Genomic DNA, 25,255 nt, shown 5'->3' on the forward strand with positions numbered 1-25,255 from the left:
ATACCCTCATGCGTAACTGATCTCCCCCTATGCCCCATTTTTGCGACAGCGCAAAGGGGCGACCGCAGAGACGCTTTCCAGCCGTCCAGCGGTTGCAGAGCTCTCGCAGAAGGACGGATGCGCATCGTCGAACACGACAACGTCCCAGTTCAAGAGGCATAGAGCGCAGGATTGCCCACAGGACGTTCACAGATTCTACAAAGTTTAATGGATCTATGGCTTCCCGATTTAGCGCCCGTCCCGGGGCGGTTCCAGGGTCCGAGAGTCGGCGGTTCCAGGGTCCGGGAGTCGGCGGTTCCAGGGTTCGGAAGTGGGCGGTTCCAGGGTTTCGGAGTTACGGCCGCAACAGCTCCACAGCCACGGCCTCGGCGATCTGCGCGGTGTTCAGCGCGGCGCCCTTGCGGAGATTGTCGCCGCAGACGAACAGCTCCAGCGCCCGGGGGTCGTCCAGCGACCGCCGTACCCGCCCCACCCACGTCGGATCCGTCCCCACCACATCGGCGGGCGTGGGGAAATCGCCGGCCCCCGGGTTGTCGAACAGCACCACGCCGGGCTGGGTCGCCAGGATCTCGTGCGCCCGGCCGACCGTGATCTCCTGCTCGAAGCGCGCGTGCACGGCGAGGGAGTGGCCGGTGATCACCGGGACCCGGACACAGGTCGCCGACACCCGCAGCGTCGGCAGGTCCAGGATCTTCCTGGTCTCCTCGCGGATCGCCATCTCCTCGGAGGACCAGCCGCCCTCCAGCGCGGCCCCGGACCACGGCACGACATTCAGCGCCAGCGGGGCGAGGAAGGGGCCGGTGGCATCGCCCACCGCACGGCGCACATCGCCGGGGCGCGTGCCCAGCTCCGTACCCGCGACCAGGGAGAGCTGTTCGCGCAGCGCGCTGACGCCGTCCTGTCCCGCGGCGCTGACCGCCTGGTACGAGGAGACCATCAGCTCCCGCACCCCGAACTCGGCGTGCAGCGCGCCCACCGCCACGATCATCGAGAGCGTCCCGCACCCCGGACTCGCGACGATGCCACGCGGACGCACCCGAACGGCATGGGGGTTGAGCTCGGGGACGACCAGCGGTACCTCGGGGTCCATCCGGAACGCCGCCGAATTGTCCACGACCACGGCGCCCTTGGCCGCGGCGATCGGTGCCCAATGGGCGGACACCTCGTCCGGTACGAGGAACAGCGCCACGTCCACACCGTCGAGAGCCGTCTCGGAGAGCGCGACGACCTCGGTCGCCTCACCCCGTACGGACAGCTTGCCGCCCTCCGTACGCGGTGAGGCGATCAGTCGGATGTCGCCCCAGACGTCCGCGTGCTGCGACAGGATCTGGAGCATCACGGCGCCGACGGCCCCGGTCGCACCCACGACCGCGAGCGTCGGCCCGCCGTTCATCGCGCGGCGCTCCGCGCGGCGGCACCCGACGCGCTCATCGTCCGGTGCCTCCGTAGACCACGGCCTCGTCGGACTCGCTGTCGAGCCCGAAGGCGGTGTGCACGGCGCGCACGGCCTCGGTGACCTCGTCCGCGCGGGTGACCACCGAGATACGGATCTCGGATGTCGAGATCAGCTCGATGTTCACACCCGCGTCCGAGAGCGCCTCGAAGAATCCGGCGGTGACGCCCGGGTTGGTCTTCATGCCGGCGCCGACGAGCGAGATCTTGGCGATCTGGTCGTCGTAGCGCAGCGACTCGAAACCGATCGTCGACTTCGTCTTCTCCAGTGCGTCGATCGCCTTGCGGCCCTCGGTCTTCGGCAGCGTGAAGGAGATGTCGGTCAGACCGGTCGACGCGGCGGAGACGTTCTGCACCACCATGTCGATATTGATCTGGTTGTCGGCGATGGCGCGGAAGATCGTCGCGGCTTCGCCGGGCTTGTCGGGGACACCGACGACCGTGATCTTCGCCTCTGAGGTGTCATGGGCGACACCGGAGATGATGGCCTGCTCCACCTTGTTGTCCCCTTGCGGTTCGTTGCTGACCCAGGTGCCCTGAAGCCCCGAGAACGAGGAGCGGACATGGATCGGGATGTTGTAACGGCGTGCGTACTCGACGCATCGGTGCAGGAGCACCTTGGAACCGGAGCTGGCGAGCTCCAGCATGTCCTCGAAGGAGATCCAGTCGATCTTCCGGGCCTTCGTCACGACCCGGGGGTCCGCGGTGAAGACACCGTCCACATCGGTGTAGATCTCGCACACCTCGGCCTCCAGCGCCGCCGCGAGCGCGACAGCGGTGGTGTCCGAGCCGCCACGGCCCAGCGTAGTGATGTCCTTCTTGTCCTGGGAGACCCCTTGGAACCCGGCGACGATGGCGATGTTGCCCTCGTCGAGCGCCGTACGGATCCGGCCCGGCGTGACATCGATGATGCGCGCTTTGTTGTGGACCGAGTCGGTGATGACGCCCGCCTGGCTGCCGGTGAACGACTGGGCCTCGTGGCCCAGGTTTTTGATCGCCATCGCCAGCAGGGCCATGGAGATCCGCTCTCCCGCGGTCAGCAGCATGTCGAACTCACGCCCGGCGGGGATAGGGGATACCTGTCCGGCGAGATCGATCAACTCGTCCGTCGTGTCGCCCATCGCCGATACCACGACGACCACTTGGTGGCCGTTCTTCTTGGCATCGACGATCCGCTTGGCGACCCGCTTGATGCCCTCGGCATCGGCTACGGAGGAGCCTCCGTACTTCTGCACGACAAGGCCCACGTGCGCTCCTCGCTCAGTCCATAGTCACTGTCGGCTCAGTTTAACGACCGGCCGCGGGGCGTCCCGGCTATACCACATCGTGAGATGTCCCGCCCACTCCGTGATCACCTTGAGACGTATACGGCCGCTCGGTGTGCATGCATGCCCCCGCTGGCGCGGTACACGCGGGAACGTGGCCCACGTCACGCGCCCAGCCGCGTCGAACCACCGATGCGTTCTACCTGAGCGTGCGCATGCCCAGCGGAGTCGCGATCTCCGCCGCCATCACCCTCCCGGCCTCCTCCGCCAGAACCTCCTCGGCCTCCTCGGTCAGGCCCTGGTCGGTGTCGAGGCCGTCCAGGGCCGGGAGCGGCTGGTCGAGGCGTACATGCGCGACCAGGGACTGAAGGGCGCGGAGCGTGGCGGAGGCCGTGGAACCCCAGCTGGAGAAGTACGAGAACTGCCACCACCACAGCGCCTCGGTCGTCCGGCCGGCGCGGTAGTGGGCCAGACCGTGACGCAGATCCGTCACCACACCGGCGATGTCGTCGGAGATACGGGACGGCACGGGCGCCTTGCGCGGTTCGTACGGGTCGAAGACCTCGGAGTAGACATCGATCGGCTCAAGGATCACGGCGAACCGCTCACGCAGGTCGTCGACGTCCGGCTCGGGGCCGAGATCGGGCTCGTACCGCTCGTCGGGAAGGATGTCCTCGTGGGCGCCGAGCCGGCCGCCGGCCAGCATGAGCTGGGAGAACTCAAGCAGCAGAAACGGCACGGTGCTGTCGGGTTCATCGCCCTTCGCCACCTCCGTGACGGCCACGATGAAGCTCTCGATCTGGTCGGCGATCTGGACCGCGAAGTCGTCCGGATCCTGATTGACGGCGTGCAGCGTTGCGTCAGACATCGAGAAGTCGTCTCCCCTCGAAGGCACGCCCGAGCGTGACCTCGTCGGCATATTCCAGGTCGCCCCCCACGGGCAGACCGCTGGCCAGGCGCGTGACCTTCAGGCCCATCGGCTTGATCATGCGGGCGAGGTAGGTGGCCGTGGCCTCGCCCTCCAGATTGGGGTCGGTCGCCAGGATCAGTTCGGTGACCGTACCGTCGGCGAGACGGGTCAGCAGCTCACGGATCCGCAGATCATCGGGGCCCACGCCCTCGATCGGGCTGATCGCGCCGCCGAGCACGTGGTACTTGCCGCGGAACTCACGGGTGCGCTCGATGGCGACGACGTCCTTCGGTTCCTCCACGACGCAGATCACCGTCATGTCGCGGCGCGCGTCACGGCAGATCCCGCAGTGCTCCTCCTGCGCGACATTGCCGCACACGGCGCAGAACCGGACCTTGTCCTTGACCTCAAGGAGGGCATGGGCAAGACGGCGGACATCGGTCGGCTCGGCCTGGAGGACATGGAAAGCGATCCGCTGCGCGCTCTTGGGACCGACGCCTGGCAGCCTGCCCAGCTCGTCGATCAGTTCCTGGACCACGCCTTCGTACAACGGATTGCCTTCCCTACTACGGTGAGTACATACGCTAGTTGGTGTCCGCGCGGGTTAGAAGAGCGGATGAGGAGGGTGCGCGGGCCCGGCCACGGAGCGGGCCATGAACCGGGCCCGAAGGGCTGAAGAGCTGAGGGGCTAGAAGGGCAGACCCGGCATCCCGCCGAGTCCCTGCGCCAGCGGACCCAGCTTCTCCTGCTGGAGCCGCTGCGCGTTGTCGTTCGCCGCGTGCACGGCGGCGACGACAAGATCCGCGAGGGTCTCCGTGTCCTCGGGGTCGACGGCCTTCGGGTCGATGACCAGAGCACGCAGCTCTCCGGAGCCGTTGACCGTGGCCCTCACCAGACCACCGCCCGCCTGCCCCTCGACCTCGGCGTCCGCCAGCTCCTCCTGTGCCCGCGCGAGGTCCTGCTGCATCTTCTGGGCCTGCTGGAGCAGCTCTTGCATATTGGGCTGACCACCACCGGGAATCACGGTCACTCCTGGCATCTCGACGACGGATTGCTGAACGCGTGTGCTGAACGCGTTGCAGAGCGCGCTACGGAACGTGTTACGAAACGGATTTTCCGAACGGATCATCCGTACGAGTTGTCCGTAAGGCGAGCCTACGTGGTCCCCGAGCACCTCGCCCTACCCCGCTGGAACGAACCCCAAGCGAACTCTTTCGAGTGAGGGCTTTTCCGCTCCTCTACCTGATCACGGGCCCCACGTGGAAGGAAATGCCGGGATTTCGATCACACAGCCCACCATTTGGCGGTAGGAAGTGCATGCGCAGGACCTGGCCCCAGGCAGTACGCGCGCACACCGTCCGTCACGCGGAGTCACAGCAGAGCGTAGAGGAGTACCCAGGTGAGCCAGCCGGAGATGCAGCCCGGAGGCCCCGCCCGGGAGGAGGGGGCTCCGTCCGGGGAGACCACCGGCGAGGACGGGAGCGGCCCGCCGCTCTACGGCGATCTGACCGGGGGCCCGTTCCCGCTCGGGGACTGGGGTGAGCCCGCGGAACGACTCGACGAGCTCTACCGCTGGGTCGAGACGGGGGCGCTGCGCACGGTCGACTGGTATCTCGCCGACCGGGTACGCAAGCGACGCGGCGCTCGCGCCCTGCGGGCGGCGACGGCCCTCGCGGTGACGGCGGGCGCGGCGCTGCCGCTGCTGGATCTGACGGGCGCGCTGGCCGGGGCCGCGGGGTGGGGATACCTCTCGCTGCTGCTGGGCGCCGCCTGTGTGGGGTGCGACCGGTACCTCGGGCTGACCTCCGGCTGGATGCGGGCGGTCGCGACGGCGCAGGCGGTGCAGCGCAGACTCCAGACGTTCCAGTTCGACTGGGCATCGGAGTGCGTACGGGAGGTCCTCGGCCCGACCGAGGGCACGGCCAGCGAGGCGGCGGAGCGCTGTCTCGGCGTGCTGCGGCGGTTCACGGAGGACGTGACGGAGCTCGTACGGGCGGAGACGGCGGACTGGATGATCGAGTTCCGTTCGGGCCCGGCCGCGCTGATGATGCAGTCGGTGCCGATGGGCGGGGCACGCGGTGAGGGCGTCGTACCACCCCCGGGACGCTTTCCGCTCCCCCCGGGCGCCCGCCCGAACATGCCGAGGCAGCGACCGCCCGAAGCGCGCTGAGACGGTGACGGAGAGAGGCGCGGTGGGGGGCTGGCTCGTGTCTCGGGCCGGCCCCCCGGCCGTCAAGCTCTTCCGCTCTTCGATCTTTTCCGTTCTTCGATCTCTCCCGCTCTTCGATCTCTTCCGTTCTTCGACCGAAGTGCGCTCGTCAGCTGAAGATGATCATCGAACCCTGACCCAGGCTCCTGGTGGCCGCCGCGTGCAGACCGAGCCACACATGGCGCTCCCGGGCGAACGGGCCGTCGTCGTAAGGGATCGAGGTCGCCGGCTCCTCCAAGGACGTGGGGCGGACCGGCGGGGCGGGGGCGGCCGGCGGGTTCGCCGGGTCGATACCGATCGCCGGGCCGACGATCTCCAGTTCCCGCAGCAGCCCCTGTGTGGAGCCCAGCGGGCCGCCGCCCGCGAGTAGCTCCTCGTTCGAGAGCGGCGCGTCGTAGTCCACCGGGACATACGCGCCCGCGTGGTCGTAGTGCCAGACCAGATGCGACTGCTGGGCCGTCGACTCGAACATTTCCAGCAACTGTTCGTAGTCACCGCCCAGTTCACCGACCGGCGTCACCGCGAGGCCGCAGAGCTGGAGCAGATACGCGCGCCGCAGGAAGTGCAGCGCGTCGTAGTCGAAGCCGGCGACCGGGGCGACATCCCCCGAGAGGCCCGGCATATAGGCGAAGACGGGAACGGACGGCAGCCCGGCATCACCGAGCGCCTTGTCGTAGACGGCGATCTCTTCGGCGAAGGGGTTGTCGGGGCTGTGGCACAGCACATCGACGAGGGGGACCAACCACAGGTCACAGGCCAAGGGAGGCTCGCTCTCCAACGGGTTCGTACGCGTGCTCGCGATGGTCGCGATGGTCGGGACAGCGTAATGCGGCGGGCACGTTCAGCGAAGGGCCCGGTCGCCGGGGGTCGGCAGATCCCAGATCCATGCCCCGTCCACCCTCTTTCCTGGCCCGCCGAGCAGCTTCTCCAGTGTCTCGTACAGCGCCGCGTCGTTGGGCTGCGGTGCCAGCACCACCACCCCCGCCTTCCAGAAGGCGAGGTCGAAGCGGGCCTGCGCGCGCCATTTGGCGTCGATGACCGGGACCTGGCCGCTGTAGCGGACATCGCGCAGCAGATTCGAGGTGTAGCGGGCCGGCGCACCGTAGATGCCCCTGCGCTCCTCGCCCCACGGCCCGTTGAAGTAGCCGCCAGGCACGGAGAAGCCGAGACCGCTCGCCGACTGCCAGTGCAGCGCCTCCGCGTTGCCGGGGTCGGGCACCGGTACGGGCACCACCGTCTCGCCCTCGCCGACGTACTCGCGGTACGTGCCGTCCGCGATGAAATCAGGGACCTCCGGGCGGTCCCGTACCGGCAGCGGCGTCGGGACGATCGGCAGCACGGCCGCGGCCAGCGCCGCGTACGCCACGAGCCGTAGCCTGCGCCGCTCCTCCAGGGCCGCACCGCCGAGCCCGGGACTCCGCTCCTCCGGCCACCGGTCCGCGAGCCGGTCGGCGGCCAGCGCCAGCAGCGCGCCCAGGGCGGGCGCGCAGATCATCGCCACCCGCGACTCGATGACCGACTCGAAGAGCGGCTGATGGGCGAGGATCCGCCAGGGGCCCGTCAGCACCACATCCGTGAAGGGGATACGTATCTTCGGCCCGAGCGACAGCAGCGCCGCCGCGACCGCCGTGACCGCCAGCGCCCTGACCACCGCGGCCCGCCACAGCCACAGTCCGATCCCGAACGCCACGGCGATCAGTGGCCAGCCGTAGAAGGCGTTCTGCTCGGTACGGTTCATCGCCAGCCTGTCGGCCGTCGCCTCGTCACCGAACAGCGCGCGCCCGGAGTACTGAAGGAAGGAGAGCGGACTGTTGCCCGCGTTGTCCCCGTGCAGCACGCTGTGGTAGCTCTGCGGACCGAAGAACTGCCAATACAGCGGGACCGCGAGCAGCGGCAGACACACCAGCAGCGCCCACCCGAGCCCGCGCAGCAGCGGACGAACCGCCGCCCGTGCCCGTTCGCGGTCCGCCGCCGCGTAGGCGAGCGCGAAGAGCAGCGTGCCCATCACGGCGAGCAGCAGCGCCTCCTCGCCGAGGAAGATCTGATACGTCGCGAAGAGCCCGAGCAGTACCCCGTCCCTGACCACGCGCCGGCCCTCGCAGAGCCGCAGCGCCCGGTCGATGATCAGCGGAATCATGAACAGGACGACGAAGTTGGGGTGCGCGTTGGCGTGCGACACCATCGGCGGCGCGAAGGCGGCGAGTGCCGCGCCGAGCGCCGCCGCCCGGCGCCCGCTGACGAGCCGGCGCGCGAACAGCCAGTACCAGGCGAGCGCCGTGGCCGCGAGACCGAGGGTGAGAACGAGTGCCCAGGTGACGGTCGGCCCGAAGGCGAGCGTGATCGGGGTGAGCGGGACGGAGAGCCCGAGCATGACGGTGTTCGCCATCAGGTTCACGCCGTCGGGGAAGTTCTGGAGGGTGGTGAACAGCGGATTGCGCAGGTTGGTGACGTTGTCGGCGGTGACCCGGAAGAACCACTCCCACTGGTTCTGGTCGGAGCCCGCGTCGGCGAGGTAGGCGCGGTCGAGGTCGGCCCACAGCCCCTTGTAGAGGAAGAAGGAGCCGAGGAGGAAGAGCGCGCCGACGATCAGGTCCGTACGGCGACGACGGCCACGATCCCGGTCGGTGACACGTGCGGGGTCGGTATCCGCCCGGTCGCTGGCGTCTGCGGGCGCGGTATCCGCCCGGTCGGGGCCGCGTGGCGCCGTCCTGAGCCGAACCAGCTCCACCAGCACCCTGCCGTAGTCCAGCGGCCTCACCTTGGAGCCCGGCTGATGCGCCCAGCGCACCGGCACCTCCGTCACCGGCCACCCCGACCGCCGGAAGAACCGCAGGATCTCGACGTCTATCCCCCAGCCGTCCAGCCGGGAGTCGGCGAAGGCGGCCCGCGCCCGCGCGCCGTCGAAGAGTTTGAAGCCGCACTGGGTGTCGGCTATGCCGTCGACCGCGACCAGCCGTATCAGCCGGTTGCCGAGCCGGCCGAGCCACTCGCGCAGCGCCAGCTGACGCACCTCGATCCACGCGTCGGGATGTGCGCGCGAGCCGATGGCCGCGCCGCCGCCGTCGACCGTGAGCTGCTTGTCGAGCCGGTCCAGCTCATCGATCGGGGTCGCGAGGTCCGCGTCGGTCAGCAGCACGCGCCGGCCGTTCGAGGCCAGTACGCCCTGCCGCAGGGCATGGCCCTTGCCGTGGTTGCCGCCGCCCGTCAGCACACGAAGGCGCGGCTCGTCGGCCGCGGCCTCGACGGCGACCGCGGCCGTGCCGTCCGTCGAGCCGTCGTCCACGACGATCAGTTCCCAGGTACCCCAGCGGTCCGGGGCCGCGCGCAGATGGGCGCGGATGGCGTCCAGGGTGGGGCGCAGCCGCCCCTCCTCGTTGTACGCGGGTATGACGACGGACAGATCGACCGCTTCCGCACTCGTCGCTTCCGTTGTGTCATCGGTCACCGCTGTGGACTCTCCAGCCTGTCCGCCCACCTGAGCGAGTGGGTGTCGTACTCACCGATCACGGCGCGCACCGCCGGGGCGTCACCGAGGGTCAGCGCGTCGACCAGCTGCTCGTGCCCGCCCCACAGCCGCTTGCGCACCTCCGGGTCCGCACGCAGGAACGGCACCGAGAACACCCACGCCTGGACACGCAGCCGGTGCAGGAAGTCCGCGACATAGGGGTTGGCCACCAGCGCGCACAACTCGCGCCAGAACCGCAGGTCGTAGCCGATGAGAATGGTCAGATCCCCGCTCCTGGCCGCACGCGCGGCCTCCTCCGCCCGGCGCCGTACGGACACCAGCACCGCGCCGTGCGCCCTGGCCGCCAGATGCTCACCCTCCAGCTTGCGGAAGACGGCGTCCACGATCAGCGAGCGCGCGTCGACCATCCGCCGGAAGTCGTCGACGGAGAACTGGTGGACGCGGAAACCGCGGTGCTGGTCGGAGTCGAGCAGATCCTGCGCGGAGAGATCGACCAGCGCCTCCCTGACCGGGGTCGCGGAGACCCCGTACTGCTCGGCGATCTGTTTGACGGTGAATTCCTGGCCCGGCAGTAAACGCCCCGCGAGCACCTCGTCACGCAACGCGTCCGCGATCTGCTGCCGCAAGGTACTGCGGGTCACAGCTCCGCTGGCGGGCATGTTTTCCGTCCCCTCGTCCGGCTTGGGACACCTTAAGCCAGGTGACGCGGGGGTTCGGGGCGGGCAGGCCGGACCCGCCCACCCCCTTCACGGGCGTGGTCCGGCCGCTACGCCGTGTGTTCGTCCGCGACCGACAGCGCGGTGTCCAGGACCGCCAGCCCCTCCTTCGCCTCGGCCTCGGTGATGTTGCAGGCCGGCACCGCGTGCGTACGGTTCATGTTCACGAAGGGCCACAGGCCGTTCTTCTTGCAGGCCGCGGCGAAGGCGGCCATGGGCGCGTTCGCCTCGCCCGACGCGTTGTACGGCACCAGCGGCTCGCGCGTCTCCCGGTCCTTGACCAGGTCGAGCGCCCAGAAGACCCCCGTACCGCGGACCTCGCCGACCGAAGGATGCCGGGCCGCCAGATCGCGCAGCCCCGGGCCGAGGACCGTCTCGCCGATGTGCGCGGCGTGCTCGACGATCTTCTCGTCCGCCATCACCCCGATCGTGGCGACGGCGGCGGCGCAGGCCAGCGGATGGCCGGAGTACGTCAGCCCACCGGGGTACGGACGGTTCGCGAAGGTCTCCGCGATCGCGGCGGAGATGGCGACGCCGCCCAGCGGGACGTACCCCGAGTTGACGCCCTTGGCGAAGGTCAGCAGGTCCGGCACGACGTCGAAGTGCTCGGCGGCGAACCACTTGCCCGTACGGCCGAAGCCCGCCATCACCTCGTCCAGTACGAAGACGATGCCGTGCCGGTCGCAGATCTCGCGGACACCCGTCAGATAGCCGGGCGGCGGCGTCATGACGCCGGCCGTGCCCGGGATCGTCTCCAGGATGATCGCGGCGATGGTCGCGGGCCCCTCGAAGGCGATCGTCGCTTCGAGGTGCTCCAGCGCGCGGGCGCACTCCTCGGCCTCCGTCGAGGCGTAGAACGGCGAGCGGTAGAGGAACGGCGCCCAGAACCGGACCACGCCGGACGTACCGCTGTCGGACGCCCAGCGGCGCGGGTCGCCGGTCAGGTTGATCGCGGTGGACGTACCGCCGTGGTACGAGCGGTACGCGGAGAGCACCTTCGGACGGCCGGTGTGCAGCCGGGCCATCCGGACGGCGTTCTCGACGGCCTCGGCGCCCCCGTTGGTGAAGAAGATCTTGTCGAGATCGCCCGGGGTGCGCTCGGCGATGAGGCGTGCGGCCTCGGAGCGCACATCGATGGCGAAGGCGGGCGCGAAGGTGGCGAGCCGGCCGGCCTGCTCCTGGATGGCAGCGACGACGGTGGGGTGCTGATAGCCGATGTTGGTGTAGACGAGGCCGCTGGTGAAGTCGAGATAGCGGTTGCCGTCGTAGTCCCAGAAGGAGGAACCCTCGGCACCGGCGACCGCGAGCGGGTCGATCAGGCCCTGGGCTGACCAGGAGTGGAACACGTGTGCTCGGTCGGCGGCCTTCACCGCGGCACCGGACCGCGGGTCGGCGGTATGAGGGGTGGTCATGCGGCCAGGGTAGGGGCGTGCGGGAGAGCGCCGGTATCGCCACCTTGTATGGTCTGCGCCGCTTCGGTCGGCATCCTGTCGGGGGTAGGTCGGACGCCCTGCCAGGGGAATCGGACGCTCTGCCGGGGGAATCGGACGCCCTGCCAGGGGAATCGGATGCCCTGCCGGGGAATCCGTACGTCTTCTCTCACCGCACGGGGGCGGTCGACTCTCACCGCACGGGTGCGGTCGACCGGAAGCGCGACCGGTACGACGACGGCGTCACGCCCAGCTGCCGCAGGAAGACCCGCCGCAGTGACTCGTCGCTGCCGAGGCCGCTGCGCCGCGCCGCGCCCGTCACCGTCTCCCCCGCCTCCAGCAGCGCCTTCGCCGCCTCCAGCCGTACGGACTCGACGTAGGCCGCCGGTGTGCTGCCCACCTGCTCGTTGAAGAGCCGCGTCAGATGGCGCGGGCTCAGCCCGCCGCGCCGGGCCAGCGCGGGCAGCGAGTGGTCGGCCGCCGGATCCGCCGTCACCTCCCGCAGCAGTCCGCGCAGCCCGTCGTGGCGCGGGCTCGGCGTGCGGGCGGCCACGGAGAACTGCGACTGCCCGCCCGGCCGCTGGAGGAAGACCACCAGATCACGGGCCACCTCACGGGCCAGCCGGGCGCCCTCGTCCGCCTCGACCAGCGCGAGCGCGAGATCGATCCCGGCGGTAACCCCGGCCGAGGTGTACGTCAGGCCGTCCCGTACGAAGATCGCGTCCGGGTCCACGGTGATCGCGGGATAGCGCCGGGCGAGGGCCGCCGCGTGCCGCCAGTGGGTGGTGGCCCGTCGGCCGTCCAGCAGCCCGGCGGCGGCCAGCGCGAAGGCGCCGGTGCAGACGGAGGCGATACGGCGGGACCTCCCCCCACCGGCCAGCTCGCCCACCGCGTCCAAGAGCCCGGTCGGCGGTGGGTGATGCGGCAGATCGTCGGAGCCGGGGACGACGAGCGTGTGCGTACGGCCGACCTCGGCCACCGCCATGTCGGCGTGCAGGCGGGTGCCGGTGGAGGTGATCACCGGGGCGCCGTCCGTCGAGCAGACCGACGTGCTGTACGCGCCGCCCAGCCCGGCCGCCGTGCCGAACACCTCCAGCGGCGCGGCGACATCCATCAGCCGAACGCCGTCGTACACGAACACGGTGATCTCTCGGCGCTCCTCAGGACTCATACGGCAACGGTAGACCGGATCCATGGCCACATGTGTGGGATGTGCGTCCGGATAGACATGGCGGGGGCGGGGCGACCCGGCGGAGAGTGGAAAACGGAAGCGGAAGCGGAAGCGGAAAGCGAAAGCGCAGACGGAAGTGAAAGCGGAACCAGCGGCACAGCCGCGGGAAACCCCCTTCGCGAAAGGAACCGCCATGTCAGCCACACCCTCAGCCTCGACCTCAGCGGAACGCATCGCCGACATCGAGATCCCCGACAGCGCCCTCGCCAGGGAAGCCACCGAGCTGGTGCGGGACACCACCACCCCCCTGCTGTACGACCACTCCCGCCGGGTCTTCCTCTTCGGCTCGCTCCAGGGCCGCCGGCGCGGGCTCGGCTACGACCCCGAGCTGCTCTACATCGGCGCGATGTTCCATGATCTCGGCCTGACCGAGAGCTACCGCGCCTCGACGCAGCGCTTCGAACTCGACGGCGCCGACGCCGCCCGCGACTTCCTGCTGAGCCACGGGCTCGCGCAGGACAGCGCGCGGATCGTCTGGACCGCGATCGCCCTGCACACGACGCCGGGCATCCCGTCCCACATGGAACCCGAGGTCGCGCTGGTCACGGCGGGCGTCGAGTTCGATGTGCTGGGGATGGGGCTGGACTCCGTACCGGACAAGGTGCGGGAGGAGGTCGTGGCGGCCCATCCGCGGCCGGACTTCAAGCGCCGGATCCTCCAGGCGTTCACGGAGGGGATCGAACACCGGCCGGAGACGACCTTCGGCAATGTGAAGGCGGATGTGCTGGCACGGTTCTCGCCCGGGTTCGTACGGACGGACTTCGTGGATGTGATCGAGAACTCAGCCTGGCCCGAGTGAGCGGACGTACGGTCCGGCCGGAGCGGGCGGAACGGAGTCCGTCCCTCCGGCGAACACCGGTCCATAGAGGTTTCGTTCGGGACAGACGATGAGTTCGGCCCTGTCATGCGAGATGATCCGAGGCGTGACGACGAGGAAGGGCCGGCCGGCCATGGAGAAACTCGCAGCTGACGATCCGCAACGCATAGGCGCCTACCGGCTGCTGGCGCGCCTCGGCGCGGGCGGGATGGGCCAGGTCTATCTGGCGCGCTCCGACCGGGGCCGCACGGTCGCCGTCAAGCTCGTCCACGAGGAGTTGGCCGAGCAGGAACAGTTCCGCAGCCGCTTCCGGCAGGAGGTCGCGGCGGCGCGACGGGTCGGCGGCAGATGGACGGCGCCGGTGCTGGACGCCGATACGGAAGCGGCGGTGCCGTGGCTGGCGACGGGATATGTGGCGGGTCCTTCCCTCCTCACGGTCATATCGGGCGGGCCTGCCGTGCCGGGTGGCTCCGGCGGGTCGGGTGACGCGGCCGGCGGTGGCCAGGGGCCGCTGCCGGAACGTTCCGTCCGTATCCTCGCGTCGGGTCTCGCCCACGCACTCCAGGACATCCACGCGGCGGGCCTCATCCATCGCGATCTCAAACCGTCCAACGTGCTGGTGACGATCGACGGGCCGCGCGTCATCGACTTCGGCATCGCCCGCGCGCTGGATCCGGTCGCCGACGAGGGCCTCACCCGGACCGGCTCGCTGATCGGTTCGCCCGGGTTCATGGCACCGGAGCAGATACGCGGCGACCGGGTGACGGCGGCGTGCGACGTGTTCTGCCTGGGCTCGGTTCTGACGTACGCCGCAACGGGCCGTTTTCCGTTCGGTACGGCGGACACGGGCGCGCACGCGCTGATGTTCCGTATCGCCCAGGAGGAACCGGACCTGACCGGACTGCCCGAGGGCCTGGTCGAGCTGGTACGGGGCTGCCTGGAGAAGGACCCGTCCGCGCGCCCCACGACACGCGACGTACTGGCCCGGGTGGGCGAGGCGCCGGACTCGGGGGCGGGACCGGGCGGGGAACCGTGGCTGCCCGGCGGGCTGCTCGCCCAGTTGGGGCGGCACGCGGTGGAGTTGCTGGAGTACGAGGATCCGACGGGCCGGCAACGGCGGCCGGGACCGGGGACGTTGCCGGACGCGGCGCCGGCCCCGGGGCCGAGACCTGGACCGAACGTGGAGGTGCCGGCGGAGCAGACGCTGCGGCTCGCGCCGACCCCGCCGGCTCCGGCTCCGAAGCCCACTCAGGTGATGCCGACCCCGGCTGCTCAGGCACAGGTTCCCGCTCAGGCACAGCCCCAGGCACAGCCCCAAGCACAAAGCCAGGCGCAGACCCCGGCTGCGGCTCCGGCTCCGGCTCCGGCTCCACAGGCGTACGGCTATCCGCAGCCTCAGCCGGGATTCGGACCGCTGCCGCCCCCTCCCCCGCAGTACTACACCCACCACCAGCAGCATCAGCAGCACCCGCAGAACACACAGAATCAACAGCATCCCGCGCAGGGGCCCTCGCCCTTCGGCCCCACCCCTCCGTACGGCATGGCGCCGACCTACACCGCGCCCCCGGAGCCACAGCCCGCACCGCGCAGCAAGCGTGCCACGATCGCGCTGATCGCCGTGGCGGTGATCGTGGCGATCGGCGCGGGCGGTTCGGTGTACGCCTTCATGGACGGCGATGGCACGAAGGACGACAAGACCACGCGGGTGAGCGATACGGCCGACCCGACGCCCCCGGCCGACGCTCCGGCCGAACCCTCGTCGAAACCGTCCGCCTCCCCCTCCGAGGAGGAGAAGAAGGGCGAGGTGCCCACGCAGTATCTGGGCACCTGGACCGGCGGGGTGACCACCGACGCGGGCTACAGCGCCCGCCGACTCGTCATCCAGCAGGGCGAGGTGGGCGATACGGTCCTCTCCCTGACGGTGGACGGTCCGCCGGGCAACGGCACGTACCACTGCGTCTTCGAGGCCGCCTTGGCCTCGGCGCCGTCCCCGGACGGGTCGCTGCGGATCGGCCCCTCCAAGGTCACCACCGGCGAACCCATGTCCTCCTGCACCCCCGGCACCCCGACGGAACTGACGCTCCAGTCGGACGGCAGCCTGCGCAGGGTGACGACAAGCGGCGAGTCGCTGACGTACACCAAGGGGAACTGAGCCGGGAGTTCACGTCCTCTGCGCCGAAAGCCCCGGCGCGGCCGTCGGATGACGTTGTCAGCGGACGACGTCGAAGACCTGCTTCTGGAGGCCGTTGCTGTAGACCTCGTGCTCGATCAACCTCAGCTTCTGGGCGTCCTTGTCCGTGGTGCTGAACAGGCGCTTGCCGGCGCCGAGCAGCAGCGGGAAGACGAGCAGGTGGTAGCGGTCGATCAGGCCGGCGTCGGAGAGGGCGCGATTCAGCGAGGCGCTGCCGTGGACGATGATCGGGCCGCCGTCGGTCTCCTTGAGGGCGGCGACCTCGTCGAGGGAGCGCAGGATGGTCGTCTCGCCCCAGTTGGAGACCAGCTTGTCCTCGGTGAGCGTGGTGGAGACGACGTACTTCGGCAACGTCTTGTAGCGGGCGAAATCCGCCATGTCCGGCCACACGGGGCTGAACGCCTCGTAGCTGGTCCGGCCGAGCAGGATCGCGGTGGACTCCTCCTGCTCGCGTCCCTTGATCTCGTACGCCTCGGGGACGAACTCGATGTCCTTGAAGGTCCATCCGGAGTTCCGATAGCCGGGTTCGCCGCCCGGCGCCTCCACGACGCCGTCGAGCGAGACGAAGGCCGTGCTGATCACAGGACGCATGGGAGTTTCTTCCTCCGGCTCTCGAAGTCTTGGCTTGGAAGTGTGCTGTGTGCTGTGTGCTGCGCGCGGTGAGCTGCGCGCGGTGAGCACCGCTTCAGGATGCGACCGACCAAAATAATTGTCAAGGAAGGGAAAGTTGTCGGCGAGCCGGAGAGCGGGGCGGGCGAGGCGCCCGCACAGCCCCCGCGCTTGAACCGGATTTCCCCGCGCCCGTAGAGTCCGATCCCGTCGTTGCCGTATCGGAGCCGGGGGCCTGATGATCGAGACGGTGTTCCGGACCGACGAAGTGCCTTCACGGCACCGGTTCGACGCTTTTCGCGAGAAAATGATCAAAGTGCACGCACCGGCGTATTTCGCCAGCGCCCATGCCAATGACTTCTCCGCGGAGATGCGTCTCGTCCAGCTCGGCCAACTCCTTGTGTGGCCCGCGACCGTCCAGCCGTCGCGTATGTGGCGCACGCCCCGGCAGATCCGGCAGAGCGACCCTGAGCAGTACCACCTCACGCTGATGCTGCGGGGCGCCAAGCGGTGCGCCCTGACCGGGCGGGAGTTCGGCCCCTACGAGATGCATATGACCGACACGTCACGGCCCTATTCGCTGGATGTGGTCGGCGACCGGGGAGAGGTCGGACTGATCGGTGTCGAGTTCCCCAAAGCCCTTGTGCCCTTCCCCCTGGACACGGTCGGCCGACTGGTCGACCGGCCGCTGCCGGGAGCCGAGGGCATCGGTGCCCTGCTGGCGAACTACCTCACCAGCCTCAGCCGGCACACCGACTCGTACCGGCCCGCGGACACGCCCCGGCTGGAAACGGTCCTGACCGACCTCTTCTCGGCCGTACTGGCCCATCATCTCGACGCCGAGACCATGCTCCCGCCCGAAGCACACCAACGGACATTGCTCCTGCGCATCCGGTCGTTCATCCGGGGGCGGCTCCACGACCCGGAACTGACTCCCGCCACCATCGCCGCCGCCCACCACATCTCCATCGGATACCTCCACCGCCTCTTCCGCCTCGACGACGAGACCACCACGCTCGCCGCCTGGATCCGGCACCAGCGGCTGGAGGCCGCCCGCCGCGATCTCGCCGACCCCGCCCAGCGAAGCGTCCCGGTCCATCACATAGGCCGGCGCTGGGGGTTCAGCCAGCACGCCGCCTTCACCCGCGCCTTCCGCTCCGCCTACGGCATTCCGCCGAGGGACTACCGGCAGGCGGCCGGCGAGTTCGCTCAGACGCAGTCGTTGGTGGCGTCCCAGCAGGTCTCCTCCGGGAAGGGATCGCCACCGCCACCGCCGGTGTCACCCTGAGGAGGCGTGTTCGTCGGCGGCGGTGGTTCGTACGAGGGCGGTGGTTCGTACGGGGGCGGCTGCGGTGTCCGGGAGCTCGGTGTCGTCTGCGGTTGTGCTGAGCGCGTCGTCTTCTTGGCCGGGGCCGGTTGCACGGCGTCCGGCGTCCGGTCGGGTACGGGTTCGTCCTTGATGGGCTGGGAGACACTGTCGCTCGATATCTCGTCCGCCGGGGAATGGCTGACCGTCTTCTCCGGGGCGTCCGGGGAGACCGTGACCGCCGGTCGGCTCGTCCGGGTGTCCTGCGGCTCCGCGCTGTCATGGCTCGGGCGGAGGATGCCGGTGGCGGCGGCCGCCAGGAGCACGATCGCGGCAGCGGCCGTGACGGCGATGCCTCCCCGCCGAGCACGGCGCAGAGCCGCCTTGCGCAGGCCCGCCTTCGACCTCGCTGGAGCGGAGTTCGCTCTCCTCGGCGCGGTGGCGGAGTCTTTCCGTACCACGTCGTCGGCGAGGAAACCGGAGTCGGCGTCGGACGCCGGCTCGGCTGCCGATGGGGGCGCGGTCGCGACTTCCTGGGCATGCGCACCGGTAACACCGGTAACACCGGTAACACCGGTAACGGCCTTGGGGACGTCGCCTGCCGCTTCGGCGGTGTCTGTGTCGCCTGCCGCGTCGTCGTCGCTTGCCGCGGCGCCTGCCCCGGCGCTTGCCTCGGCTTCGGCACCGTCGCTTGCCCCCGCGCTTGCCCCCTCGCGTGCCTCGGCGCCTGCCGCGTCGCTTGCCGTGTCGTCGGCATCCCCCGGGGCCTCCTCCACCGATCCGCTGTGCGGGTCCTGCCCCGGCTCCCGCGCGGCGGGCGGTGAGTCCGCCGGAGACACGACGTCACAGGCTTGCCGCTCGGTCTCGACAGCCAGCCGCTTGCGGACCTTCACCCAGGCTTCTACCTCGGCCTCATCGGCGCCGCAGGCCCGGACGAAAGCGGACAGCAAGTCCTCCCGCGGGAGTTCCTTCCTGCTCAGCACGCCGGCGAGGGTGGCACGCGGCAGCACGTCCCCCACCGCCCCCGCGCGGCGCTCCAACTCCCGATAACTCAGATCCGCCCACTGCCGTAACTGGCGCATGACCGCCACGAACTCCGCGGAGTCCTTGACCTCATGCGGCCGCGGCATTCCCCCGTCCACGCCGTTTCCCCCCATCTCTCCTGCCGAAGATCAGACATCCTCTTCACGGCAGCCCCCGAATGCTGATGCGAGCACCAACCTAGCGGGCGGATCGGGCGGTTACCCCGACCGGTGCGGCGGGATCGGCTGCGGTCCAGGTCAGGACCCGCGAAGCTGGGGGGTAGCCCGCCGGAGACCACTGCCCGGTACGTCACGATGCTCGGAAGTCGGGTCGCCCGAGGGTGATATCCCCCCCGGGCGACCCGGCTTCTGCCGGGCCATGTGACCCGCGGGTGCTACGCGACGGCCACGATGTCGTCGTCGGGGCTCTGGTCCTTGGACTGCGCCGACCACTTCTGTCCGGTGCTGTTGACCTTGACGGTGAACGTGATGTTGTTGTGGTCGCACAGCGGGCTGAGCTTGGTCCCCAGGCAGGTCTTGTGCTCGACATCCTGTTGCAGGATGTACTGACGATCTGTGGACTTGAGGATGGCGGGAGTGGGCTCCGGGGTGACCGACGCCCCCCAGAAGAAGTCACCGGCGGTCGTCGTGGTGCCGTAGATCCGCATGGTGGTGCCGGACGTCAGCTTCCCGTCCGAGTCGACACACCGGGTGATCCGCAGCTTGAGATCGGCGGACTTGAAGTTCGTCACGTGATTGCGGACCTCATAGTCGGCGGTGTCGGTCGAGCAGTCCGGTTGCGTGCTCTGCCGGGGCGCCGGAATCCCCGCTCCCGCGTTGGCGATGGTGTCGGCCGGCTTCCCCGAGGTGTTGGCGTCGGTGGAGAGGACACCGCCGGTAACGGCGAGGGTTCCGCCGCCGGCGAGCAGAGTGCCGGCGAGGGCCGCGACCACCAGGGCGCGGGTCCGCCGGGTGCGGGGCCGCGAGGTACCGGTCCGCGGGGTACGGGTCATGCGCATGCTCTTTCCTCCTGCGTTGCTGAGATGAGTGAGTTCCGGGCAGCCGGGCGGCCCTTGCGCGGGGCGTCCTCGGCGGCTTTCGCACTGCCTGCGGTCGTCGACACCGGTGAGCGGCGGAGCGGGGCCCGGCGCACGTCCGACAGCGCCTTCGACGGGGCGCCGGCCGGCGGTGCGGGGCGATGGGGAAAAGCGTCGCCCGGATGCCGCCGACCGGGCAACAGGGTGCGGCGGCCCGGACAGTCCGAGATCGTCCGTGCTGGTCACAGGCCATGTCCAGGGGTGGGACGCCGTCTGTTCGGCAGGGCGCCGAGGGGTGTGGAGCGTCCTGGACCGTCCCGGCCGCCCGAAGATCTGGCGGGACGCCGACGAGGCGGACAGCCTCCTTGCAGGCCGTGGGATCCCGGCCGTTCGAAGGAGGTTGAGATGGCACAGCACGCCAGGCCCCGGGAGCCGCGGCGGACGGCACGGAAGCTCAGGAACCGTGATCGACGTCAGGCGTCGCCGGCTCGCGGCAGGCACAGGGCCTCCCGAACAGGTGCTTCCGGTAGGGGGCGGATTCGCTCCCACACCAGCGGGCGGCTGCTGGCCGACGCCGGGCTGGTGCTCGCCTTCGTGCTCTCCCTGTTGGGAGGAGTGCTGCTGAGCATGCAGGGGCCGGGGGAACCGTCGGCCGACCGGCCGACGGCTCCGTCCCAGCCGCGGCAGCCGGGCGTACCCGGCTCCACGCGGACGGAGCCGTCGACGCCCGCGACACCGGAGAAGCCCACCAAGCCGGACGCCGGACTCCCGGCCGTCAGGACGTACACGGTGCGGTCCGGCGACACGCTGTGGGAACTGGCCCGCACCTACGGCACCACCACGAAGGGCCTACAGCGGCTCAACGGCCTGGGACAGTCAACGCTGATCTCCGCCGGGCACATACTGCGCGTGCCCGCCGAGCCGGACGCCACGGCGCGCTGCCGCGTGGAGCTCGTCGCCGCCAAGGTGTTCCGGGCCGGAGCGAGTTGCCGCGAGGATGGCCGTGCGGACGAAGGCGGCGACGGACGGTGAGTGTGAGTCGCGGGGCCAGGACACGGCGATCGTGGCGGGCTCCACGTCGTGGACGGGGAGGTAGGCGATCTCGGGGCGCGGGTAGCGGCGGGCGACGGAGGCGGGGAGGAAGCAGACCATCCCGCTCAGCTCGACCAGCCGGAGGATCTCCGGGAGGTCCGAGCCGCCGCCCGCCGTCGGACCCGGATCACCGCTGGTGTGGGGGCCGAAGCGGTCCTCCTGGAACGCGGTCAGGCTGTGGGCGTCGTAGTCCACCCCCTGGTCCGCCGGCGAACCGCCCGGAAGGCCGCGGTGGGCCAGATCGGCCAACCGGAGACCGGACCGCGCGGCCAAGGGGTCGTCGGCCGCGACGGCGAGCAGAAACGGCTCGCTGATCAGGGGCTCCGCGTCGAGTCCGCGGTCGTCGAAGGGGCTGAGGAGCAGGGCGACGTCCGCACGGCCGTCGCGCACCATCTGCGCCTGCTCGCCGTACCGCCCGAGGAGCAGTTCGACCGGCAGGGCCGCCGGGTCCTCGGCGTAGAGGTCAAGGACGCGGGGCAGCAGCCCGCCGTCCAGGTCGGGCTTGAGCGCGAGCCGCAGCCGTGGTGTGACCGCACCGGCACGCTGGGCCCTGCGCCCGGCGGCGCTGACGGCGTCGAGCGCGGTACGGGCGTCGCGCAGCAGGGCCTGCCCGGCGGGCGTGAGGGCGACCTGACGGGTCGTGCGCCGCAGCAGTGGCACACCGAGCCGGCGCTCCAGCTGCCGGATCGCGCGGGACAGCGGTGGCTGCGCCATGCCGAGCCGCTCGGCGGCGTGTGCGAAATGCAGTTCCTCCGCGACCGCGACGAAGTACCTGAGCTCCCGGGTCTCCAGGTCATTCATATCTCAAAGGTATCAATGCCTACCGGACCGGTCCTTCGGGTGCGAGGCCGGCCGGGATTGACTGGAGAGGAAGACGACCGGTCGAGAACCCAGGAGTGGAGCCATGCGAGCTGTCGCGGTGCGCCGGGCCGGAGACACCCCCGAGCTGATGGAACTCCCCGTTCCGCGCCCCGGACCCGGCCAGATCCTGGTCCACCTTGCCGCGGCGTCCCTGAACCCCGTCGACATGGGTGTCGCCGCGGGCTTCTTCGAGGGCACCGTCCCGCATGTCCACCCCATCGTCCTGGGCGTCGACGGCGCGGGCCGCGTCGCCGCGACCGGAGAGGCGGTACGGGGGCTCAGCCCCGGGGACACCGTGCACGGGCAGTTCCTCGGCGCCCCGCTCGGCAACGGCACGTTCGCCGAATACGCGCTGGTGGCGGAGCACCCGGACGGCGGCGCGCTCCAGCGCGTCCCCGACGGCGTGAGTGCCGAACTCGCGGCGGCACTGCCCACCGCGGGTATGACCGCGCTCGGCATCCTCGACGCCGTCTCCCTCCGCGCGGGCCAAACGGTTCTCGTCGTGGGTGCCACCGGCGGGGTGGGGGTGCTCGCCGTCCAACTGGCCGCCGCGACGGGCGCGGAGGTCCTCGCGGACCTTCCGGCCGGACTCGGACGCGTGGCTGGGGAGCCTCGGTGTCACCAGGACGCTGGACCACACCGCGCGGCCCGATGTGGCGGAGCGGGTCCGCGCGTCGCACCCCGGCGGAATCGACGCCGTCCTCGACCTCACCCGCGACCCGGACCGCTTCCGTGCGTACGCGGGACTCGTCCGGGGCGGCGGCGCGGCCGTCTCCGCGGCCCTGATCGCGCCGCCCGATCTGCTCGCCTCCGAGCGGATCGCCGTGACCAACTTCCAGCTGCGTGACAAGCCGGACCTGCTCGCCCGTATCACCGCCGAGGCCGCCGCCGGCCGGCTCACCGTCCCCATTCAGCGAACCATCGGCCTGGACGAGGTCCCTGAGGCGCTGTCCCGGCTCACGGCGGGCGGCGCACGCGGCAAGACGGTGGTACGGATCCGTCCCTGACACCCCCTGCCCCCTAACCCCCTGCCCCCCTGACACCCCGGACCACGTCCCCGCGGGTGCCCGCGGCGCCCGTCCCGGCCGCCACCACCACACCACACACCCTGGAGACGCAGCATGAGCAAAGGATCCGCGATCATCGTCGGCGTGGGCCCCGGCCTCGGCCTGGCCCTGGCCCGTACCTTCGCCGAGGACGGCCACCCCGTCGCACTGCTCGGCCGGGACCTCGCACGACTGGAGAGATACGCCTCCACGCTGACCGCCGAAGGCCGCACAGCGGGCGGCTTCCAGGCCGACGTCTCCGACCCGGAGGCCCTGCGAGCCGCCCTGGTCCAGGCAGCGGACGACCTGGGAGCACCCGAAGTGCTGGTGTACAACGCGGCGCTGCTGGCCCCCGACACCCCCACAGGGCCGGACGCGGCGCAGTTCACCCACGCCCTCTCGGTCAATGTCACGGGCGCGATGGTCGCGGCCCGCACAGTCCTCCCCCTGCTCGCCGACCGACGGGGCACGCTGCTGTTCACCGGCGGAGGCTTCGCCCTCGACCCATCACCGGAGCGCACCACGCTGTCGGTTGGGAAGGCGGCACTCCGGGCGTACGTCCAAGCCCTGCACAAGCAGCAGCGCCAACTGGACTCCGACGTCCATGTGACGACAGTGACCGTGGCCGGCGTCATCGGCGGCGAAGACCCCCGCTTCGCACCCGAGCGCCTGGCCGCGGCCTACCTCGGCCTCCACCACCAGCCACGAGAACACTGGCAGGCGGAACTCCACTACGCCTGATCACCCTCCGCCCCCCGGCCGCCATGCGGACGCCCCGGCCGGGCGGCCGCCACGCAGACGCCCCGGCCGGACCTGTTGGCCTGACAGGTCCGACCGGGGCGTTCCGACCGGGGCGCGGTTACGGGGCTGGTCAGTGCGCGAAGCTGACCTTGGCCATGAGGGCGGCGGGTGAGGTCGACATGACGCGGATCTTCGGGGTGGCGGCGCTGTTGCCCCAGGCAGTGGTGCTTAGCGGGTAAGCACCGACGACTGCTGGGCGGGTCCCGAGGGGGCCTTTGGCTTGGTGACCTTCTGGACCCTGTACGTGTCCGTCCACGGCCTGAGGGCGGTACCGCTGCCTATCTTCACCCAGGTGTAGGGCTTGCAGCGGGCAGCCGTCGAGGTCACCCAGGCGAAGTCGGCCTGCTGCTCATAGACGTCGAACTGGTACTGCTTGTAGACCTTTCCCGCGCGGACCAGGTAGTGAGTCTTGTCCTCCAGGTTGAGTTCGACCTTCTTGCTGACGCTCTTGGTTTTGTTGATCTCGAACCCGAGACCGGCGTTGATCACTTCGTAGCTCATGCCGAAAGTGGCGCTGACCTTGCCGGTGAGGTCGACCTTGTACTCCCACGTGGTCTTCGCCGGTCCGGGCATGCTCTGCACGTGGGCGGGGTCGTCCGGCCACTCGTAGACAGTCTTGACGAACTTCTTGTTCGCGATCTTCTTCTCGCCGATGCACGGCGGCTTCTTCGCGGTCCCGGCTTGCTGCTGTGACGCTTCCGCGGCCGCGTTGGCGATCGCGTCGGCGGGCTTGTCACCGGTGAACACGTCGGTGGTCCCGGCAGTGATACCCCCGGCCAGCAGACCTGCGGCGACCGTGGCCACCGCGAGTGAGCGGGCTCGTGTGCTGCGCATGCTGATGCTCCTTGTGTAAGGGCTGAGTGGGATGAGACCGGGCTGCTTCGCTCGAAGCGCCTCGGCTGCTGTCTGGCCCGCCTGCGGTCGTCGACACGGTGGCTGGGCCGGCCCGGCAGTGGTGTCGCGACGCCGTCGACCAAGGGCGTCGCCCATCGGTGCGGGGCGGTGACAGAAGCGTCGCCGCAGGAATCGGGTGCGGCAATGGAATGCGGCGGCTGGGACAGTCCAGGTTCGTCCCTGCTGGTCAGGGGCCGTATGGGCGATGTCCGGGCGGTCTGTTCCGGCAGGGTTCGCACGCTCGGACGGACCGGGACTGTCCGGGACGCGTGAGGATCTGGCGGGACACCACAAGGGCGATACAGCCTCATCACGGAGCCGCGGAAGGCGCGGCCCGAGAGGGAGGTTGTGATGGCGCAGCAGACGCTGCTCAGGCCCGCGCGGCAGGCTGCGCAGCACGAGCGGCCGCGGACGGCGAAGGCACGGGCACAGGCGCCGGTTCGGGCGAAGGCTCGGGTACAGGTACCGGTTCCGGCGAAGGCAGAGGCACAGGCACAGGCACAGGCGGAGGTTCAGGCTCAGGCTCGGGCACAGGCGGAGGCAGAGGTCCTGGCGCAGGTGGAGGCGGAGATTCTGGCCAAGGGGCCGGTGTCGCACCGCAAGCCGCGGACTCGGAACAGCCATGCCGACAAGCTGTGGTCGGTGGCCTCGCTGGTGGTGATGTTCGTGCTCTCACTGGTGTGCGGGGTGCTGCTGGCAGTGCACGGCCCCTCCGAGTCGTCGTCCCTGAAGGTCCAGCCGGCGCCCGCTCCCACACCGGGGACAACGTACGGGCCGTTCATACCCGAGCCCGTGACGGTGACGCCGGAGAAGCCGGCCATCCCGGCCGCGTCCGGCAACACGGCCGTCGAGAAGGTCACCCTGCGCCCCGGCGACACGCTCTACGCCCTGGCCGGCGCT

At 70.3% G+C, this 25,255-nt stretch carries 22 protein-coding genes and 1 pseudogene; 8 read left to right on the plus strand and 15 right to left on the minus strand.

The window, feature by feature from the left end; genetic code table 11:
* Nucleotides 1-334 precede the first annotated feature (334 nt).
* From ABTZ59_RS09810 to ABTZ59_RS09830, 5 genes are all read right to left on the minus strand, one after another.
* Nucleotides 335-1,393 carry an aspartate-semialdehyde dehydrogenase gene (locus ABTZ59_RS09810; protein ID WP_351393420.1) on the minus strand — a complete coding sequence of 353 codons (1,059 nt, stop codon included), beginning with the start codon at nucleotides 1,391-1,393 and terminating at the stop codon, nucleotides 335-337.
* Nucleotides 1,394-1,427: 34 nt separating this feature from the next.
* A complete protein-coding gene (locus ABTZ59_RS09815; protein WP_249952761.1) occupies nucleotides 1,428-2,699 on the minus strand; it encodes an aspartate kinase in 1,272 nt (423 codons plus the stop codon).
* Between the two features lie 217 nt (nucleotides 2,700-2,916).
* Nucleotides 2,917-3,585 (minus strand): DUF5063 domain-containing protein, encoded by a 669-nt coding sequence (locus ABTZ59_RS09820; RefSeq protein ID WP_351393424.1) that lies wholly within the window; start codon nucleotides 3,583-3,585, stop codon nucleotides 2,917-2,919.
* Nucleotides 3,578-4,177, minus strand: coding sequence for a recombination mediator RecR (recR, locus tag ABTZ59_RS09825; RefSeq protein ID WP_351393427.1), 600 nt, complete (start codon nucleotides 4,175-4,177; stop codon nucleotides 3,578-3,580). Before recR ends, ABTZ59_RS09820 begins: the two co-directional genes overlap by 8 nt.
* Nucleotides 4,178-4,315: 138 nt before the next feature.
* A complete protein-coding gene (locus tag ABTZ59_RS09830; protein ID WP_351393537.1) occupies nucleotides 4,316-4,651 on the minus strand; it encodes a YbaB/EbfC family nucleoid-associated protein in 336 nt (111 codons plus the stop codon).
* A gap of 375 nt (nucleotides 4,652-5,026) precedes the next feature.
* Here ABTZ59_RS09830 and ABTZ59_RS09835 point away from each other — a divergent pair, with 375 nt between their 5' ends.
* Nucleotides 5,027-5,797 (plus strand): SLATT domain-containing protein, encoded by a 771-nt coding sequence (locus ABTZ59_RS09835; protein WP_351393430.1) that lies wholly within the window; start codon nucleotides 5,027-5,029, stop codon nucleotides 5,795-5,797.
* Between the two features lie 148 nt (nucleotides 5,798-5,945).
* Here the strand turns inward: ABTZ59_RS09835 and ABTZ59_RS09840 are convergent, their stop codons facing one another.
* The 5 genes from ABTZ59_RS09840 to ABTZ59_RS09860 all read right to left on the minus strand — a co-directional run bounded on the left by ABTZ59_RS09840 (nucleotide 5,946) and on the right by ABTZ59_RS09860 (nucleotide 12,619).
* Entirely contained in the window at nucleotides 5,946-6,596 is a 651-nt protein-coding gene (locus ABTZ59_RS09840) for a putative DNA-mimic protein (protein ID WP_351393433.1), read from the minus strand.
* Nucleotides 6,597-6,677: 81 nt separating this feature from the next.
* Nucleotides 6,678-9,281: a dolichyl-phosphate beta-glucosyltransferase gene (locus ABTZ59_RS09845; RefSeq protein WP_351393436.1), complete on the minus strand. Its 2,604-nt coding sequence runs from the start codon at nucleotides 9,279-9,281 to the stop codon at nucleotides 6,678-6,680.
* Complete coding sequence (locus tag ABTZ59_RS09850) at nucleotides 9,278-9,961, minus strand: GntR family transcriptional regulator (protein WP_351393439.1); 684 nt, start codon at nucleotides 9,959-9,961, stop codon at nucleotides 9,278-9,280. Before ABTZ59_RS09850 ends, ABTZ59_RS09845 begins: the two co-directional genes overlap by 4 nt.
* Nucleotides 9,962-10,068: 107 nt before the next feature.
* On the minus strand, nucleotides 10,069-11,430 hold the full coding sequence (locus ABTZ59_RS09855; RefSeq protein ID WP_351393442.1) for an aspartate aminotransferase family protein: 1,362 nt from the start codon (nucleotides 11,428-11,430) through the stop codon (nucleotides 10,069-10,071).
* A 211-nt stretch (nucleotides 11,431-11,641) separates the two neighbouring features.
* On the minus strand, nucleotides 11,642-12,619 hold the full coding sequence (locus tag ABTZ59_RS09860; protein WP_351393445.1) for a GlxA family transcriptional regulator: 978 nt from the start codon (nucleotides 12,617-12,619) through the stop codon (nucleotides 11,642-11,644).
* Nucleotides 12,620-12,812: 193 nt separating this feature from the next.
* Here ABTZ59_RS09860 and ABTZ59_RS09865 point away from each other — a divergent pair, with 193 nt between their 5' ends.
* Together ABTZ59_RS09865 and ABTZ59_RS09870 are read left to right on the plus strand one after the other, a co-directional pair.
* Nucleotides 12,813-13,478, plus strand: coding sequence for an HD domain-containing protein (locus ABTZ59_RS09865; RefSeq protein ID WP_351393448.1), 666 nt, complete (start codon nucleotides 12,813-12,815; stop codon nucleotides 13,476-13,478).
* Nucleotides 13,479-13,629: 151 nt separating this feature from the next.
* Nucleotides 13,630-15,648, plus strand: coding sequence for a protein kinase domain-containing protein (locus ABTZ59_RS09870; protein WP_351393541.1), 2,019 nt, complete (start codon nucleotides 13,630-13,632; stop codon nucleotides 15,646-15,648).
* Between the two features lie 57 nt (nucleotides 15,649-15,705).
* On the opposite strand, the gene ABTZ59_RS09875 is transcribed toward ABTZ59_RS09870, so the two are convergent.
* Nucleotides 15,706-16,278: a dihydrofolate reductase family protein gene (locus tag ABTZ59_RS09875; protein ID WP_351393451.1), complete on the minus strand. Its 573-nt coding sequence runs from the start codon at nucleotides 16,276-16,278 to the stop codon at nucleotides 15,706-15,708.
* Between the two features lie 253 nt (nucleotides 16,279-16,531).
* Between ABTZ59_RS09875 and ABTZ59_RS09880 the strand changes: the two genes are divergently transcribed.
* A complete protein-coding gene (locus ABTZ59_RS09880; RefSeq protein WP_503002511.1) occupies nucleotides 16,532-17,584 on the plus strand; it encodes a helix-turn-helix domain-containing protein in 1,053 nt (350 codons plus the stop codon).
* Here the strand turns inward: ABTZ59_RS09880 and ABTZ59_RS09885 are convergent.
* The 3 genes from ABTZ59_RS09885 to ABTZ59_RS09900 form a co-directional block, all read right to left on the minus strand.
* Nucleotides 17,506-18,732: a helix-turn-helix domain-containing protein gene (locus ABTZ59_RS09885; RefSeq protein WP_351393457.1), complete on the minus strand. Its 1,227-nt coding sequence runs from the start codon at nucleotides 18,730-18,732 to the stop codon at nucleotides 17,506-17,508. The two genes, ABTZ59_RS09880 and ABTZ59_RS09885, sit on opposite strands and share 79 nt — an antisense overlap.
* A 287-nt stretch (nucleotides 18,733-19,019) precedes the next feature.
* The gene (locus tag ABTZ59_RS09890) at nucleotides 19,020-19,643 is read right to left on the minus strand and encodes a hypothetical protein (RefSeq protein ID WP_351393460.1); all 624 of its coding nucleotides are present in this window, start codon (nucleotides 19,641-19,643) and stop codon (nucleotides 19,020-19,022) included.
* Between the two features lie 894 nt (nucleotides 19,644-20,537).
* Entirely contained in the window at nucleotides 20,538-21,554 is a 1,017-nt protein-coding gene (locus ABTZ59_RS09900; protein ID WP_351393463.1) for a LysR family transcriptional regulator, read from the minus strand.
* Between the two features lie 226 nt (nucleotides 21,555-21,780).
* Between ABTZ59_RS09900 and ABTZ59_RS37345 the strand changes: the two are divergent.
* The 3 genes and pseudogenes from ABTZ59_RS37345 to ABTZ59_RS09915 form a co-directional block, all read left to right on the plus strand.
* Nucleotides 21,781-21,921, plus strand: a pseudogene (locus tag ABTZ59_RS37345) (alcohol dehydrogenase catalytic domain-containing protein); the annotation flags it as partial.
* A gap of 346 nt (nucleotides 21,922-22,267) precedes the next feature.
* The gene (locus tag ABTZ59_RS09910; protein WP_351393466.1) at nucleotides 22,268-22,621 is read left to right on the plus strand and encodes a zinc-binding dehydrogenase; all 354 of its coding nucleotides are present in this window, start codon (nucleotides 22,268-22,270) and stop codon (nucleotides 22,619-22,621) included.
* A gap of 114 nt (nucleotides 22,622-22,735) precedes the next feature.
* Nucleotides 22,736-23,401, plus strand: a complete 666-nt coding sequence (locus ABTZ59_RS09915; protein ID WP_351393469.1) for an SDR family NAD(P)-dependent oxidoreductase — start codon at nucleotides 22,736-22,738, stop codon at nucleotides 23,399-23,401.
* A gap of 228 nt (nucleotides 23,402-23,629) precedes the next feature.
* Here ABTZ59_RS09915 and ABTZ59_RS09920 read toward each other — a convergent pair whose 3' ends face one another.
* Complete coding sequence (locus ABTZ59_RS09920; RefSeq protein WP_351393475.1) at nucleotides 23,630-24,295, minus strand: hypothetical protein; 666 nt, start codon at nucleotides 24,293-24,295, stop codon at nucleotides 23,630-23,632.
* A gap of 411 nt (nucleotides 24,296-24,706) precedes the next feature.
* Here ABTZ59_RS09920 and ABTZ59_RS09925 point away from each other — a divergent pair.
* On the plus strand, nucleotides 24,707-25,255 hold a 549-nt coding region (locus ABTZ59_RS09925), incomplete at its 3' end, for a hypothetical protein (RefSeq protein ID WP_351393478.1).

Source organism: Streptomyces sp. NPDC094034 (assembly GCF_040303865.1).
Lineage (GTDB): Bacteria > Actinomycetota > Actinomycetes > Streptomycetales > Streptomycetaceae > Streptomyces.

What these genes read in the sequence shown, in the direction of transcription:
- ABTZ59_RS09810 (WP_351393420.1), bottom strand. Translation starts at nt 1,393, where the DNA reads ATGAACGGCGGGCCGACGCTCGCGGTCGTGGGTGCGACCGGGGCCGTC.
- ABTZ59_RS09820 (WP_351393424.1), bottom strand. Translation starts at nt 3,585, where the DNA reads ATGTCTGACGCAACGCTGCACGCCGTCAATCAGGATCCGGACGACTTC.
- ABTZ59_RS09850 (WP_351393439.1), bottom strand. Translation starts at nt 9,961, where the DNA reads ATGCCCGCCAGCGGAGCTGTGACCCGCAGTACCTTGCGGCAGCAGATC.
- ABTZ59_RS09855 (WP_351393442.1), bottom strand. Translation starts at nt 11,430, where the DNA reads ATGACCACCCCTCATACCGCCGACCCGCGGTCCGGTGCCGCGGTGAAG.
- ABTZ59_RS09860 (WP_351393445.1), bottom strand. Translation starts at nt 12,619, where the DNA reads ATGAGTCCTGAGGAGCGCCGAGAGATCACCGTGTTCGTGTACGACGGC.
- ABTZ59_RS09865 (WP_351393448.1), top strand. Translation starts at nt 12,813, where the DNA reads ATGTCAGCCACACCCTCAGCCTCGACCTCAGCGGAACGCATCGCCGAC.
- ABTZ59_RS09870 (WP_351393541.1), top strand. Translation starts at nt 13,630, where the DNA reads ATGGAGAAACTCGCAGCTGACGATCCGCAACGCATAGGCGCCTACCGG.
- ABTZ59_RS09875 (WP_351393451.1), bottom strand. Translation starts at nt 16,278, where the DNA reads ATGCGTCCTGTGATCAGCACGGCCTTCGTCTCGCTCGACGGCGTCGTG.
- ABTZ59_RS09885 (WP_351393457.1), bottom strand. Translation starts at nt 18,732, where the DNA reads ATGCCGCGGCCGCATGAGGTCAAGGACTCCGCGGAGTTCGTGGCGGTC.
- ABTZ59_RS09890 (WP_351393460.1), bottom strand. Translation starts at nt 19,643, where the DNA reads ATGCGCATGACCCGTACCCCGCGGACCGGTACCTCGCGGCCCCGCACC.
- ABTZ59_RS09900 (WP_351393463.1), bottom strand. Translation starts at nt 21,554, where the DNA reads ATGAATGACCTGGAGACCCGGGAGCTCAGGTACTTCGTCGCGGTCGCG.
- ABTZ59_RS09915 (WP_351393469.1), top strand. Translation starts at nt 22,736, where the DNA reads ATGAGCAAAGGATCCGCGATCATCGTCGGCGTGGGCCCCGGCCTCGGC.
- ABTZ59_RS09920 (WP_351393475.1), bottom strand. Translation starts at nt 24,295, where the DNA reads ATGCGCAGCACACGAGCCCGCTCACTCGCGGTGGCCACGGTCGCCGCA.